This is a genomic window from Devosia sp. Root635 (genome assembly GCF_001427605.1).
Lineage (GTDB): Bacteria > Pseudomonadota > Alphaproteobacteria > Rhizobiales > Devosiaceae > Devosia.
Window position 1 is genome coordinate 98,795 of record NZ_LMGZ01000019.1, and the last position, 12,909, is coordinate 111,703.

Here is a 12,909-nt window from a genome sequence, read left to right on the forward strand (position 1 = left end):
TCCAGCAATGAGCAACAAGATGTGGGGCGGACGGTTTGCCACCGGGCCCGACGCCATCATGGAAGAAATCAACGCCTCGATCGGCTTCGACCAGCGCCTGTTCCGCCAGGATATTGCCGGATCGATCGCCCATGCCACAATGCTCGCCGAGACGGGCATTCTGACGCATGAAGACCGCGACAGCATCATTGCCGGTCTAGCCGAGGTGCTAGCCGAAATCGAGGGCGGTAGCTTCACGTTCTCGCGGGCTCTGGAGGACATTCACATGAATGTCGAAAGCCGCCTGCGCGAGAAGATCGGCGATGCCGCCGGCCGGCTGCACACGGCCCGTTCGCGCAACGACCAGGTAGCGACCGATTTCAAGCTCTATGTCCGCGACACCATCGATACGCTGGTGACCCAGGTCACGACGCTGCAACTGGCACTTGTCACCCGTGCCGAAGAAGAAGCCGAAACCATCATGCCCGGCTTTACCCACCTGCAAAGCGCCCAGCCGGTGACCTTCGGCCATCACCTGCTCGCCTATGTCGAAATGCTGGGCCGCGATGCCGGACGGTTGCTGGACGCCCGCAAGCGCCTCAATGAAAGCCCGCTGGGCTCGGCCGCCCTGGCCGGCACGCCCTACCCCATCGACCGGCACATGACGGCCGAAACGCTCGGCTTCGACCGGCCGACGGCCAACAGCCTCGACGCCGTGTCCGACCGCGACTTCATCCTCGAAACCCTGGCCGCCGCATCGATCTGCGCCATGCACCTCTCCCGTTTCGCCGAGGAAATGGTGATCTGGAGTTCGGCCCAGTTCGGCTTCGTGCGGCTGAGCGACAAGTTCACCACCGGCTCCTCCATCATGCCGCAGAAGCGCAATCCCGACGCGGCCGAACTGGTGCGCGCCAAGATCGGCCGCATCCTCGGTGCGCTCACCAGCCTGCTGGTAGTGATGAAGGGACTGCCGCTCGCCTATTCCAAGGACATGCAGGAAGACAAGGAAGTCGCCTTCGACGCGCTCGACGCCCTCTCCCTGTCGCTGGCCGCCATGACCGGCATGGTGGGCGACCTCATGCCCAATCGCGAGCGCATGCGCGCCTCGGCTTCGGCCGGCTTCTCCACCGCCACCGATATTGCCGACTGGCTGGTGCGCGAGATCAACATTCCCTTCCGCGACGCCCATCACATTACCGGCCAGATCGTGGCTTTGGCCGAGCAGAAGAATTGCGGGCTGGAAGGGCTGACCATCGAGGACTTCAAGTTCATCGATCAGCGCATCGACAGCCGCATCCACAAGGTTCTCACGGTGGAGGCCTCGGTTGCCGCACGGCAGAGCTATGGCGGCACGGCCCCGGCCAATGTGCTTGTTCAGGCCGCCCGCTGGAAGACGCAACTGACCGGCCAGGAGCATGAGCCCCGCCCGCTCGGCAAGAAGAAGCATGCCGGTCATGGTGATGGCGGGGTTGAATAATTTGTGGGGAGCCCCGATCCTGCCCCTCTCCCCTCAAGAGGAGAAGGGCAGGATCGGAGAGAGCAGTGCGTAAACAATCCCGACAGATGCGCCTCACCGAGCGTCATGTCGGCTATCTCAGGCCCGAAAATCCCTCCGAGGACATGCCGCCACCGCCATCGGGCTTGCGTGCGACGGCGCCGGAAGACTATCGGCGCACCATCGACGCCCTGCTCGGGCCCGACCACGACCATGACGAGGTCTGGATCTTCGCCTATGGCTCGCTGATCTGGAAGCCGGCCTGCGACTTTGTCGAGATGCGTACCGGCCGCGTGCATGGCTGGCACCGTTCCTTCTGCCTCGGTTGGAACAACCGCTTTCGCGGCAGCGATGCCAATCCCGGCCTGATGCTGGCCCTCGATCGCGGCGGTGCCTGCAATGGCGTGCTTTATCGCCTGCCGCCGGGCCAGATCGACGAGGCCATGACCAAACTGCTGGAACGCGAAATGGGCTGGCTTCCCTCGCCCTTCCCGCCCCGCTGGGTCAATGTGCGCAGCGGCGACCGGGTGATCCGCGCCATCACCTTCTGCATCGACCGCAATTCCGGCCGCTACGTTTCCGGCCTCAGCATCGATGCCATTGCCGAAGTGCTGGCCACCGCGGTCGGCTCGCGCGGCTCGATGGCCGAATATCTCTTCGCCACCGTGCAGCACCTGGAAGACATGGGCATTCACGATCCCCATCTCTGGCAATTGCAATCGCTGGTCGCCCAGCGCATCGAAGCCGCTTATGAGCCCGACGGGCGCTAGGCTTCGAGACCGAGGAGGTCGGCGATCGTCTGCCGCTTGCGGATCACCTTCAGCTCTCCGCCATCGAGCAGGACTTCGGGCGCCAGTGGACGAGAATTGTAGTTGGACGACATGGCCGCCCCATAGGCGCCGGTATCGCGCAGGATGGCCAGATCGCCGACCTTGGGCAAAGCCAGGTCGCGGAATTCCACGTAGCCGCCATCGGCCTGGGTGAACACGTCCCCCGATTCGCAGAGCGGACCCGCCACGGCCGTCGGCCCGACATATCCCGAGACCGGGCTACCGTCCCTGGTGACGAAGCAGATGTCGTGATGACTGCCATACATGGCCGGCCGGGCCAGGTCGTTGAACCCGGCATCCACGATGACGAAGTGGTTGTTTGCCACCTTCTTGACCGCGCGAACCTCGGCCACCAGCACCCCGGCATTGGCCACGAGGAACCGGCCCGGCTCCAGCTCCAGCCGGATTTTGCTGCCGGTGATTCGCTCGGCTTCCACCCGCGCCCGGTCCCAGGCGGCGTGATACTGGTCGATGTCGATCTCGGGTTCCCCCGCCCGGTAAGGCACGGAGAGGCCGCCACCGGCCGAAATGGCCGCCAGCGGCCGGTTCGCCCGCCGCACGCAGTCGAGCATGCTGTCGCAGACCTGGTGCAGATGCTGGTAGTCGACGCCCGAGCCGATATGCATATGCAGCCCGACCAGCGACAGGCCGAGTTCGTCGATCAGGCGCAGGCAATCCTCCAGCTCGTCATACCAGATGCCATGCTTGCTGGACGGGCCGCCGGTATTGGTCTTGCGGCTATGGCCATGCCCGAAGCCGGGATTGATCCTGAGCCAGACCGGATGGCCCCGCTGGGCCTCGCCCACCTGCCTGAGCATGTCGGGCGAGCCGCAATTGACCGGAATGCCCAGCTCCACCACGCGGTGTAGGGTCGCCTCGTCGATGATGTCGGCGGTAAAGACGATCTCGTGATCCGGCGTGCCCGGCTGGTAGCCCGCATGAAGGGCACGCTCTATCTCGCCAAGCGAAACCGCATCGACCATCACGCCCTGGCTGCGCAGCAGGCGCAGGATATGGGTATTGCTGTTGGCTTTCTGCGCATAGCGCACGCAATCGAATGCCCGCAATTGCGCAACGCGCTGGCGGATCGGTTCGGCCTCATAGAGCCAGCAGGGCGTGCCCACATTCTGCGCAGCCTGGAGGGCGGCCTGGAGCAGCTCGGGCTGCAATGCGTCTGGTCTGATGGTCACGAGCACGGTCTTTCGTCTGGCTGGTGGCGCCGTCTGTAACCCACGATTGGCTCGCGCGAAAGGCTCCCCGCGCTACTGCTCCCGCGCCTGCCGGGCCAGCGACAGCACTTCCACCGGCTTGCCCGCAAGCGCGTCGTCGACCTTGGCGATCAAATCGGCCAGGGTGAATGGCTTGGTGATGACGTCGTAGATCAGCGCTTCGAGCCCATGCGCCCGCTCGCGCTGGTCGGCAAAGCCGGTCATCAGCACAATAATGATATCGGGATATTTCGCCGCCACATGCAGAGCCAGCCCGATGCCATCCATGATCGGCATCTTGATGTCGCTCAGCAGCAGGTCGAAACGCCCGTTTTCGGCGTCGACAGTCTCGGCGGCAAGGCCGCCATCCTCCTCGGCGACCACCTCGTGGCCCTTCATCGTCAGGGCGCTGACCACGAAGGCGCGCACCGAGGGATCGTCTTCGGCAACCAGAATGCGGGCCATCAATGCTGCTCCGGAATAGGATCGGGTTTGAATGCCGCGCTCGCCGCGACGATCGGGGTGCTCTGCCCACCCGCAAAGCTGAGGCGAACCCGCGTCGCCTCGCCCGGCGGCAAGGGAAGCTGGGTGTCGAAGGTCGAGCGCTCGCCGCCCATCAGATCGCGCACCGAGGGGTCGACGCTCCATTCATAAATGCCCCGGCCTTGCGCATCGATCAACGTCACCACCACCGGCGGGACAGGCACCGGCTCGGGCATCATGCCGACGATCTGGGCCGATACGATCAACACTTCCTTGCCGTCGCGCAGCGTGCGCAGGCTCGATACATTGGAAAAATCGAGCCCCACGACATTGACGCCCATGCCCACCGCCTCGTAGACGCCGGCCATGGCCGGAAAGCGTTCCACCACCTGGATGCGGCCAAGATAGCCGGTAGCCAGGATCAGGCCGAGCATGACGAAGCCGGCGATCCGCGACGTCCGGCGCAGCCGCGCCAGCGGCAGATCGGCCGCCATGGCGGTCTGCCGGCGCGTGAACGCCATCTGGCGTTTGCGCAAGATGGCGGCTTCGGCCTTGGCGGCCGCGCTGGATATGCTGGCCGCCTGCATCTGCTGTTCCAGTTCCAGCCGGTGCGCCACCTCGCTCGCCACCGCGCGCTCCTCGGCCGTCAGGGCCTCGTCGAGCCCGTCTTCGGCCATGGCCTCGAAGGCATCTTTCTGCTCGGGCGTAGCCTCTTCCACGTCCAGCGGCGGCTGCTGCCAGTCCCGCCGGCAATGGGCGCACTGCACCTTGCGACCCACCGAGCCGATGGCCTCGTAGGTCACCTGGTACTTGGTCTGGCAATGTGGACAGGTGATGATCATCGGGCCAGACGGAACGGAGGACGGAATAGGTCACTGCCGACCCTAAAGGGCGGGGGTTAAAACTCCTCAAACCATTCCCGTACTTCCGCCATCCACCACATTTGCGCCGCTTTCGTGCCGGCAAGCAGGCTGCCATGCGCATGCAGCGGCCTTGGCTGTTATGATGCGCCCAACACCTGATTCGCGTTGATCTGCGCACCAATTGCGGAGCCTCTGTTCTTGATCGAGTTTTCCAATGTCGGGCTGCGTTACGGCAACGGGCCCGAGATCCTGCGGGACCTGACCTTCTCGGTCGAACCGGGCTCGTTCCATTTCCTTACCGGCCCCTCCGGCTCCGGCAAAACGAGCCTGCTCCGCCTGCTGCTGTTGTCGCTCAAGCCTTCGCGCGGCCGCGTCACCATGTTCGACGAGGATGTGAGCAACCTCACCCAGGATCGCCTCCTGCAGATGCGCCGTCATATCGGCATCGTCTTCCAGGAATTCCGCCTGCTCGACCACCTGACCACCTTCGAGAACGTGGCCCTGCCTTTGCGCGTGCTGGGGCAGCCGGAAAGCGAATACCGCCCCAATGTCACCGAATTGCTCGAATGGGTCGGCCTGGGCGAGCGCATGAATGCTCTGCCGTCGCTGTTGTCCGGTGGTGAAAAGCAGCGCGCCGCCATTGCCCGCGCCGTCATCGCCCGGCCCAAGGTGCTGCTGGCGGACGAACCCACCGGCAATGTCGACCCGGACCTGTCGAGCCGGCTGGTCCATCTCTTCGCCGAACTCAACCGTACTTTGGGCATGACCATAATCCTGGCCACCCACGAATTGCCGCTGCTGGACCAGTTCAACTATCCGCGCATGCTGCTCAGCAAGGGCGAGCTGGTGATTCATGATTGAGCGTGTCCTCCGCCTCTGGCCGTCCCGCAAGGGCGCCGCACCCATCGTTCCCGAAAGGAGCGTCGCCGGCCGCACGCTGCTGCTGCTGATCACCATCATGAGCTTCCTCTCCGCCGTGACCCTGGGCGGGGTGGTGCTGGTGCAGAAATCGGCCATCGCCTGGTCGGCCGATGTCGGTCGCGAAGTGACCATTCAGATCCGCCCGGTCGAGGGCGAGGTGATGGATTCCAACCTGCGCACCGCCGTCTCCCTGGCCGAGGCGACCCCCGGCGTCGCCTCGGCCAGGGCGCTGACCATCGCGGAAAGCCAGCAACTGCTCGAACCCTGGCTCGGCACCGGGCTCGACCTCACCGCCATCGAAATTCCGCGCCTCGTCGTGGTGCAGCTTGCCGACCCGGTGGACGCCGATATCGAAGGGCTCGGCCGCAACCTTGCCGCCGTCAAGGGGGCCAGCCTCGATACCCATGCCGCCTGGCGGCGGCAGCTCAACACCATGGCCGGCACCATCGTTCTCTCTGGCCTGCTGGTGCTCATCCTGATCGGCGCCGCCACCGTGCTGGCCATCGTCTTCGCCACGCGCGGCGCCATGGCGACCAACCGCGAAATCGTCGACGTGCTCCACTATATCGGCGCCTCCAACAAGTTCATTGCCGGCGAATTCCAGGGGCGCTTCCTGTCTATCGGCCTGCAGGGCGGCCTGCTGGGTACCGTGGCAGCCATGCTGTTTTTCACGCTGATCGGCACCGCGGCCGGCAACATGCTGTCGAGCGAGGCCGGCGCCCAGGTCGGCGTATTGTTCGGGCGTTTCGCGCTGGGTCTTGACGGCATTATCGGCATCGTGGCCGTGGTGCCGGTCATCGCCGCGCTGACCGCCATCACCTCGCGCGTCACCGTGCGGCGCTTCCTGGCCGAAACGTCCTGACCGCGTCGATATCGCGGCCACGGAGCGCGGTCTCCCCGCTCCCCTGAGCCTGCCCTTCCATCGTCATCACCCGGCTTGTCCGGGTGATCCATCTTGCAGCCATGCGGAACCATGGATTGCCGAACAAGCCGGGCAATGACGACAAGGGGGCTTCTGCCTTAGCAAGCCGACGCCGCCACCCATATGCGGTTGGCAGGGCCGACACCCTCGCCAAGCCGGCATTTGCCCGTTAAGACGCTCGAACGGCCCAAGCCTGGGAGATATTCATGGCTATCGTGCAGGCGGTGCGCAGCGCGCTGTTCTATTTCGTCTTTATCGGCCAGACGGCAATCATCGCCTTCATCGTCGGCTGCATAGCGCTGGTCAGCGGCCGCACGCCGCTCAGCTGGGCCATGGCCGTTTTCTGGTGCCGGTCAAACCTGACCTACCTGCGCGCCTTGACCGGCGTGAAAACCCTGGTGACCGGTCAGGAGAACATCCCCGAAGGCGGCTGCATCATCGCCTCCAAGCATCAGAGCGACTGGGACGTCTTTTCGATCTTCCCCCATACCGGCCGGCCTGCCTATGTCATCAAGAAGGAGCTGATGCGCATTCCCTTCTTCGGCTGGGCGGCGCGCTCGCTGGACTGTATCGAGGTCGATCGCAAGCGGGGCGCCGAGGCCATTCCGGCCATGATGCGCCAGGCCCATGCCGCCATCGATCGCGGCTGCCGCATCGTCATCTTCCCCGAAGGCACGCGCAAGGCGCCCCTGGCGCAGCCCGATTACCGCCAGGGCATTGTGCGACTCTATCTGGAGCTCAACGTGCCCGTCGTGCCGGTGGCGCTCAATTCCGGCCTGTTCTGGGGCCGCAACAGCCTCGTCATCTGGCCCGGCACCGCCGAGGCGAAATTCCTGCCCCCCATCGAAGCGGGGCTCTCGGCCGACGTCTTCCTCGACCGACTCAAAAAAGCCATCGAATCGGAGTCCAACGCCCTTATCCTCAAGGCCGACGACCAGGGCCTTTCCCGCCCTGTCGGACCCGAATTGCGTGAGCGCCTCGATGCCATCAGACACAAGAGCGGCGTCCAGGCCTGACCACTATATATTGACGAAATCGCCGAACACCCACATACATATAGTCGTCAGATGCAAGGGCGCTTGACATGCCCTGCATTTTGTTCTATTTTTGTTCTTGTTTGATACCCGCTGCGGGGATAGCGTGATGGCCGGCTATGGCGAGAACAGGGTAGTGATCCACGGCTTCGGTCGGCAGAGCAACTGGCTCGGCCGATCCGGGCGAGCCTATGATCTGGTCAGCGAAAATCTCGACCGTTTCGCCATGACCGATGCCGACCTCTATCTCATCGCCAAGGGCAACCATGTGCTCTGGGTCGGCTCGACCGGCGAACTGGTCGCCGATCCGATGAGCCGCACGCGCTTCCGCCTGGCGCTCGATTGCGCCGACCGCGCCTTCCGCCTACTCACCCCCAGCGCCATCGCCGAGCGCCTCAGCACCATCTGGGACCTCGAAGGCGCCGAACCGGCACAGGGCATGCAGGCGGCTTAGCCTGCGGGCGCATCGACGCTCAACCTCTCCCCCACCACCGCGCGTCACCCTCGGGCTTGACCCGAGGGCTCTGTACTTGCGGAGCACAAGGTAAATGAAGTGCCCTCGGGTCAAGCCCGAGGGTGACGATCGGGTATGTGGTTGAGACCCGCGGATCAAGTCCGCGGGAGGCGACTGTGAGTGGCGTCGGAATTGCGCGTGCGCCTCCCACACAACCCCCCTAGCCAAGCCCGTTCTCTTCCTCTATAGAGCCGACCAATCCCTTTCAGAGATTTTCCTCTCTGGGCCGCTCTGGCGGCGCAACGATATTGAATTCGGAGTACCGACCATGGCAGTGCCAAAACGAAAGACCTCGCCGATGAAGCGCGGCTTCCGCCGCTCGGCCGACGCTCTTGCCACCGCATCCTACGTCGAAGACAAGGATAGCGGTGAGCTGCGCCGCCCGCATCACGTCGACCTCAAGACCGGCATGTATCGCGGTCGTCAGATCCTCGACGTCAAGAAGTAAAACGAAAGACGAGGCGCGAATTGCGCTCGTTTCTGCTATTGCAACGGCCGATCCCTGGCGGGGTCGGCCGTTTTGCTTTTTCTTGCCGCCATCAAGAGCGGCCAATTTCGGAGCTAAGCCATGAGCACGCGCGTTGAATCGGACACGATGGGCACGATCGAAGTCCCCTCCGACAAGTATTACGGCGCGCAGACGGCCCGCAGCCTGATGAACTTCGACATCGGCGGCGAAAAGATGCCGACCGAGATCGTCACTGCCTTTGGCGTGCTCAAGAAGGCCGCTGCCCTGGCCAACCACAAGCTCGGCCTGCTCGACGAAACCACCCGCGACCTGATCGTGGCCGCTGCCGATGAAGTCATCGCGGGCAAGCTCGCCGCTCACTTCCCGCTCGTCGTCTGGCAGACCGGTTCGGGCACCCAGTCCAACATGAATGTGAACGAGGTCATCTCCAACCGCGCCATCGAAATGGCTGGTGGCACCATGGGCTCCAAGAAGCCTGTGCATCCCAATGACCACGTCAATATGAGCCAGTCGTCCAACGACACTTACCCGACCGCCATGCATATCGCCGCCGTCGAGGCACTGGAAAACTACCTCTTCCCCCGTGTGCAGCTGCTGCGCGACACGCTGCACGCCAAGTCCGAACAATTCATGGATGTCGTCAAGATCGGCCGCACCCACCTGCAGGACGCAACGCCCCTGACCCTGGGCCAGGAAATCTCCGGCTGGGTCGCCCAGATCGACTATGCCGTCGCCGCCATCAAGGCCACCCTGCCCCAGCTCAAGGAACTGGCTTTGGGCGGCACCGCCGTCGGCACCGGCCTCAATGCCCATCCCGAGTATGCCGTGGCGGTCGCGAAAGAAATCGCCACCCTCACCGGCCACGGCTTCGTCACCGGCCCCAACAAATTCGCCCTGCTGGCCGGCCACGATGCCTTTGTCGGCACCTCGGGCGCGCTCAAGCAGCTTGCCGTCGCCTTCATGAAGATCGCCAATGACGTGCGCTGGCTGGCCTCCGGGCCCCGCTCGGGTCTGGGCGAGCTGACCATTCCGGAAAACGAGCCCGGCTCATCCATCATGCCGGGCAAGGTCAACCCGACCCAGTCCGAGGCCATGACCATGGTGGTCGCCCATGTCATGGGCAACGACGCCGCCATCGGCTTCGCCGCCAGCCAGGGCAATTTCGAGCTCAACGTCTTCAAGCCCGTCATCGCCTACAATTTCCTGCAGGCCGTGCGGCTGCTGGCCGACAGCGCCAAGAGCTTCAACGACAATTGCGCCGTGGGCATCGAGCCCGACCGCAAGCGCATCAAGCAGCTCGTCGACCAGTCGCTGATGCTGGTCACCGCCCTCAACCGCCGGATCGGCTACGACAACGCCGCCAAGATCGCCAAGACCGCCCACAAAAACGGCACTACCCTGCGCGAGGAAGCCATTGGCCTGGGTCTGCTGACCGGCGAGGAATTCGACGCCGAAGTAAAGCCCGAACAGATGGTCGGCCCGCTCAAGCTGAAGAAGTAGCCGTTCGGACGCCATTCATCTGCGACCCATTAGGCACTCTTTGCGGCGGACCGCCAATCTGGCATGGTCCGCCCAGGGAACAAGGAGAGCCAACTTGGTCGAACATGTCTACGTGCCGCCGACCGGTGCCGCGCCACGCCGCACCGGGCCGTTCATTCCGCCTCTGCTGATCGTGCCCTTCCTGGTCTACAACCTGGTCGCCTTCATCTTCCTGGGCGGCAATCCGGCCGGCTGGGGCAATACGGCGTTTTCCATCCCCATGGTCTCGGGCGTGCCATGGGCCGTCTCCATCGGCGACCTGCTGGTCGTCGGTTCGCTGATCCTGCTGTTTTTCGAACTGCTGAAATCCACCCGGATCGGCACGGTGTCCATCCTCGAGCACATGCTCTCGATGATCGTTTTCGTGGTGATCCTGGTCGAGTTCCTGCTGCTCGGCGCAGCATCGAGCTCGGTCTTCTTCATCCTGCTCGTCATGTCGCTGATCGATGTCGTGGCCGGTTTCACCATGTCCATCACGTCAGCCACGCGCGATATGAGCATGGCGGGCCACTAGGCCCGCTCGTAGCGGCTATTGCCGACCGCTCAGGCGACGATACTCGTCCGGTAGCCCAGCGGCATCCGCTTCACGACGACATTGGCGCCATCGGCATAAGCCCCGACGGCGCCATCGGCATTGCCGCGCCGGCGGGCGCGCTGCGGCGCCAGATTGGCGCGCGCGGCCAGCAGCTGGCTGACAAAGGCGGCAGTGGTTTCGCTGCGGCGCAGCGACGGGCGCGGGCGCGGCGCATCGATCAGCATCGGAAGTCCGGCTGGCTTTGTGTCAGAACTGGCCAATTTCGCCTCGCTTGTCTCAAAGCGGGCCAGCCTGTCTCGAAATGAAACAACCCATCTGGCCCTATGCCCTATTAGGGGCAATCGGCGTGCCAGATGCTAACGTTTTGTTAACGCTTTCCGCTCCCAAAGCGAAGAATGGTTAAGTCAGAAATTGTCCTTGCCCTTGCGGATGGCCGCAAACACTTCGGCCGGATCGGCGCCTTCAAGGCCATAATGCCGGGCCAATCCCGGATCATCGGCGCGCAGGAACGGATTGGCCGCCTTGTCTTCGCCGAGCAGGAAGGGAATGGTCGCCCGCCCGGACGCCTGCAAGGCCTTCACCTCCGCCGCCCGCTTCTGTAGGGCCGCATTGTCAGGGTCGATGGACAGCGCGAATTTGGCATTGCTGGCGGTATATTCATGCCCGCAATAGACCAGCGTATCGTCAGGCAGCGCGCGCAACGCCTTGACCCCTTCCCACATGGGCCCCGGCGTGCCCTCGAACATGCGGCCGACCCCAAGCGAAAACAGCGCATCGGCGGTGAACAGATGCTTGCCCGCCTTGTCGTGGAACACGATGTGTCCCAGCGTATGGCCCGGCGCGTCATAGACCGCGAACCTGGTCTCGCCCAGGCTCACACTATCGCCGCCGGATACCAGCTCATCGAGATCGGCAATCTTGTCGACCTCGCCCCGCGGCCCGACCACCCTTGCGCCGAATTCGGCCTTGAGCTCGGGAATAGCCTCGACATGGTCGATATGGTGATGGGTGATAAAGATGTCGCTCAGCGTCCAGCCGCGATGCACCAGCGCATTGCGGATGGCGCCGGCTTCCGGCGCATCGATGGCTGCGGTGCGGCCGCTGGCGGTGTCATGCACCAGATAGCCGAAATTGTCGCTCCGGGCGGGAAACACATCGACGATCAGACTCATGGCGGCACTCCGAGGCAGGGAAACCTGCAAGCTAGGCATGCCGGCACCACATGACAACCGCTCCATTGGACAAGTCTTTGGGAAAGCGGCAGAGTTGCGGCCATGGCCGCCGATGTCACCCGCCTCATCGCCTATTACAAATCCCCGCTGGGGCGCATTTCGCGCGCTCTGGTGCGCGAGCAGGTGCTCGGGCTGGCCGGTGACGTGGCCGGCAAGCGCATCCTGGGCCTGGGCTTTGCCACCCCCTATATGCGCTTCACGCTCGACAAGGCCGAGCGCGTGCTGGCCTTCATGCCGGCGCGGCAGGGCGCTTCGGCCTGGCCGCGTGAGGGCCCATCCCGCACCGTGCTCTGCGATCCGCTGGAAATGCCGCTGACCGACGCCGCCGTCGACCTCACCATCGCCATCCACGCATTGGAGCATGTGGCCGATGCCGAGGAACTGATGCGCGAACTCTGGCGCATCACCGCGCCGAATGGCCACCTGGTCCTCGTCGTGCCGCGCCGCAGGGGCATCTGGGCGCAGCGCGACAATACCCCCTTCGGTTCGGGCAATCCCTATTCCGGCGGGCAGATCGACAAGCTCTTGCGCGACCACAGTTTCGTGCCCGAAGCCTGGCGCGACGGGCTGTTCCTGCCGCCGTTCCAGTCGTCGCTGGTGCTGAAATCCACCCGGCTGTTCGAGCGTGTCGGGCGCCTGTTCGGCCCAGCCATGAGCGGCGTCATCTGCGTCCGCGCCCGCAAGGAAGCCTTCCCCGCCGTACCGCGCCGCAAACGCGCCGAACGCTTCGTGCGCGTACCAGGGCTGAGCGCCGCCACGGCGCGGCAGGGGTGATTACCAAGATCGAGGTTGGGAATAGCCTGGCCTTCAAACCTATCCCCTATCGTCATTGCCCGGCTTGTCCGGGCAATCCATCGTTCCGCATGCGCTGAAAGCTGGATCACC

At 64.2% G+C, this 12,909-nt stretch carries 15 protein-coding genes; 10 read left to right on the forward strand and 5 right to left on the reverse strand.

Annotated features, from left to right (window positions below; translation table 11 throughout):
• The first annotated feature begins 7 nt into the window (after nucleotides 1-7).
• Nucleotides 8-1,456 carry an argininosuccinate lyase gene (argH, locus tag ASD80_RS11745; protein WP_082555234.1) on the forward strand — a complete coding sequence of 483 codons (1,449 nt, stop codon included), beginning with the start codon at nucleotides 8-10 and terminating at the stop codon, nucleotides 1,454-1,456.
• 65 nt (nucleotides 1,457-1,521) lie between these two features.
• Nucleotides 1,522-2,244 (forward strand): gamma-glutamylcyclotransferase, encoded by a 723-nt coding sequence (locus tag ASD80_RS11750; protein WP_156460425.1) that lies wholly within the window; start codon nucleotides 1,522-1,524, stop codon nucleotides 2,242-2,244.
• On the opposite strand, the gene lysA is transcribed toward ASD80_RS11750, so the two are convergent.
• From lysA to ASD80_RS11765, 3 genes are all read right to left on the reverse strand, one after another.
• Nucleotides 2,241-3,494, reverse strand: coding sequence for a diaminopimelate decarboxylase (lysA, locus tag ASD80_RS11755; RefSeq protein WP_056233475.1), 1,254 nt, complete (start codon nucleotides 3,492-3,494; stop codon nucleotides 2,241-2,243). The genes ASD80_RS11750 and lysA overlap by 4 nt on opposite strands.
• Nucleotides 3,495-3,566: 72 nt before the next feature.
• Nucleotides 3,567-3,977 (reverse strand): response regulator, encoded by a 411-nt coding sequence (locus tag ASD80_RS11760; protein WP_056232995.1) that lies wholly within the window; start codon nucleotides 3,975-3,977, stop codon nucleotides 3,567-3,569.
• The gene (locus ASD80_RS11765; protein WP_056232998.1) at nucleotides 3,977-4,837 is read right to left on the reverse strand and encodes a zinc-ribbon domain-containing protein; all 861 of its coding nucleotides are present in this window, start codon (nucleotides 4,835-4,837) and stop codon (nucleotides 3,977-3,979) included. Before ASD80_RS11765 ends, ASD80_RS11760 begins: the two co-directional genes overlap by 1 nt.
• 219 nt (nucleotides 4,838-5,056) lie before the next feature.
• Between ASD80_RS11765 and ASD80_RS11770 the strand changes: the two genes are divergently transcribed.
• The 7 genes from ASD80_RS11770 (at nucleotide 5,057) to ASD80_RS11800 (ending at nucleotide 10,771) form a co-directional block, all read left to right on the forward strand.
• Nucleotides 5,057-5,719, forward strand: coding sequence for a cell division ATP-binding protein FtsE (locus ASD80_RS11770; RefSeq protein ID WP_056233000.1), 663 nt, complete (start codon nucleotides 5,057-5,059; stop codon nucleotides 5,717-5,719).
• On the forward strand, nucleotides 5,712-6,641 hold the full coding sequence (locus tag ASD80_RS11775) for a cell division protein FtsX (protein WP_056233002.1): 930 nt from the start codon (nucleotides 5,712-5,714) through the stop codon (nucleotides 6,639-6,641). Before ASD80_RS11770 ends, ASD80_RS11775 begins: the two co-directional genes overlap by 8 nt.
• 266 nt (nucleotides 6,642-6,907) lie before the next feature.
• Complete coding sequence (locus tag ASD80_RS11780) at nucleotides 6,908-7,717, forward strand: lysophospholipid acyltransferase family protein (protein ID WP_056233003.1); 810 nt, start codon at nucleotides 6,908-6,910, stop codon at nucleotides 7,715-7,717.
• Between the two features lie 127 nt (nucleotides 7,718-7,844).
• Nucleotides 7,845-8,189 (forward strand): hypothetical protein, encoded by a 345-nt coding sequence (locus ASD80_RS11785; protein ID WP_056233005.1) that lies wholly within the window; start codon nucleotides 7,845-7,847, stop codon nucleotides 8,187-8,189.
• 328 nt (nucleotides 8,190-8,517) lie between these two features.
• The gene (gene rpmF / locus ASD80_RS11790; protein WP_056233007.1) at nucleotides 8,518-8,697 is read left to right on the forward strand and encodes a 50S ribosomal protein L32; all 180 of its coding nucleotides are present in this window, start codon (nucleotides 8,518-8,520) and stop codon (nucleotides 8,695-8,697) included.
• Between the two features lie 120 nt (nucleotides 8,698-8,817).
• Nucleotides 8,818-10,218, forward strand: a complete 1,401-nt coding sequence (gene fumC, locus ASD80_RS11795) for a class II fumarate hydratase (protein WP_056233009.1) — start codon at nucleotides 8,818-8,820, stop codon at nucleotides 10,216-10,218.
• 94 nt (nucleotides 10,219-10,312) lie between these two features.
• A complete protein-coding gene (locus tag ASD80_RS11800; RefSeq protein ID WP_244488992.1) occupies nucleotides 10,313-10,771 on the forward strand; it encodes a hypothetical protein in 459 nt (152 codons plus the stop codon).
• Between the two features lie 29 nt (nucleotides 10,772-10,800).
• Here the strand turns inward: ASD80_RS11800 and ASD80_RS11805 are convergent, their stop codons facing one another.
• Together ASD80_RS11805 and gloB are read right to left on the reverse strand one after the other, a co-directional pair.
• Nucleotides 10,801-11,016 (reverse strand): hypothetical protein, encoded by a 216-nt coding sequence (locus ASD80_RS11805; RefSeq protein WP_056233011.1) that lies wholly within the window; start codon nucleotides 11,014-11,016, stop codon nucleotides 10,801-10,803.
• A 180-nt stretch (nucleotides 11,017-11,196) separates the two neighbouring features.
• Entirely contained in the window at nucleotides 11,197-11,964 is a 768-nt protein-coding gene (gloB, locus tag ASD80_RS11810) for a hydroxyacylglutathione hydrolase (RefSeq protein WP_056233013.1), read from the reverse strand.
• A 102-nt stretch (nucleotides 11,965-12,066) separates the two neighbouring features.
• Between gloB and ASD80_RS11815 the strand changes: the two genes are divergently transcribed.
• On the forward strand, nucleotides 12,067-12,798 hold the full coding sequence (locus ASD80_RS11815) for a class I SAM-dependent methyltransferase (protein ID WP_056233015.1): 732 nt from the start codon (nucleotides 12,067-12,069) through the stop codon (nucleotides 12,796-12,798).
• Nucleotides 12,799-12,909 lie beyond the last annotated feature (111 nt).

Excerpts from the sequence above, each read along its gene's own strand:
- argH (WP_082555234.1), top strand. The coding sequence starts at position 8 with ATGAGCAACAAGATGTGGGGCGGACGGTTTGCCACCGGGCCCGACGCC.
- ASD80_RS11760 (WP_056232995.1), bottom strand. The coding sequence starts at position 3,977 with ATGGCCCGCATTCTGGTTGCCGAAGACGATCCCTCGGTGCGCGCCTTC.
- ASD80_RS11765 (WP_056232998.1), bottom strand. The coding sequence starts at position 4,837 with ATGATCATCACCTGTCCACATTGCCAGACCAAGTACCAGGTGACCTAC.
- ASD80_RS11775 (WP_056233002.1), top strand. The coding sequence starts at position 5,712 with ATGATTGAGCGTGTCCTCCGCCTCTGGCCGTCCCGCAAGGGCGCCGCA.
- ASD80_RS11780 (WP_056233003.1), top strand. The coding sequence starts at position 6,908 with ATGGCTATCGTGCAGGCGGTGCGCAGCGCGCTGTTCTATTTCGTCTTT.
- ASD80_RS11785 (WP_056233005.1), top strand. The coding sequence starts at position 7,845 with ATGGCCGGCTATGGCGAGAACAGGGTAGTGATCCACGGCTTCGGTCGG.
- rpmF (WP_056233007.1), top strand. The coding sequence starts at position 8,518 with ATGGCAGTGCCAAAACGAAAGACCTCGCCGATGAAGCGCGGCTTCCGC.
- fumC (WP_056233009.1), top strand. The coding sequence starts at position 8,818 with ATGAGCACGCGCGTTGAATCGGACACGATGGGCACGATCGAAGTCCCC.
- ASD80_RS11805 (WP_056233011.1), bottom strand. The coding sequence starts at position 11,016 with ATGCTGATCGATGCGCCGCGCCCGCGCCCGTCGCTGCGCCGCAGCGAA.
- gloB (WP_056233013.1), bottom strand. The coding sequence starts at position 11,964 with ATGAGTCTGATCGTCGATGTGTTTCCCGCCCGGAGCGACAATTTCGGC.
- ASD80_RS11815 (WP_056233015.1), top strand. The coding sequence starts at position 12,067 with ATGGCCGCCGATGTCACCCGCCTCATCGCCTATTACAAATCCCCGCTG.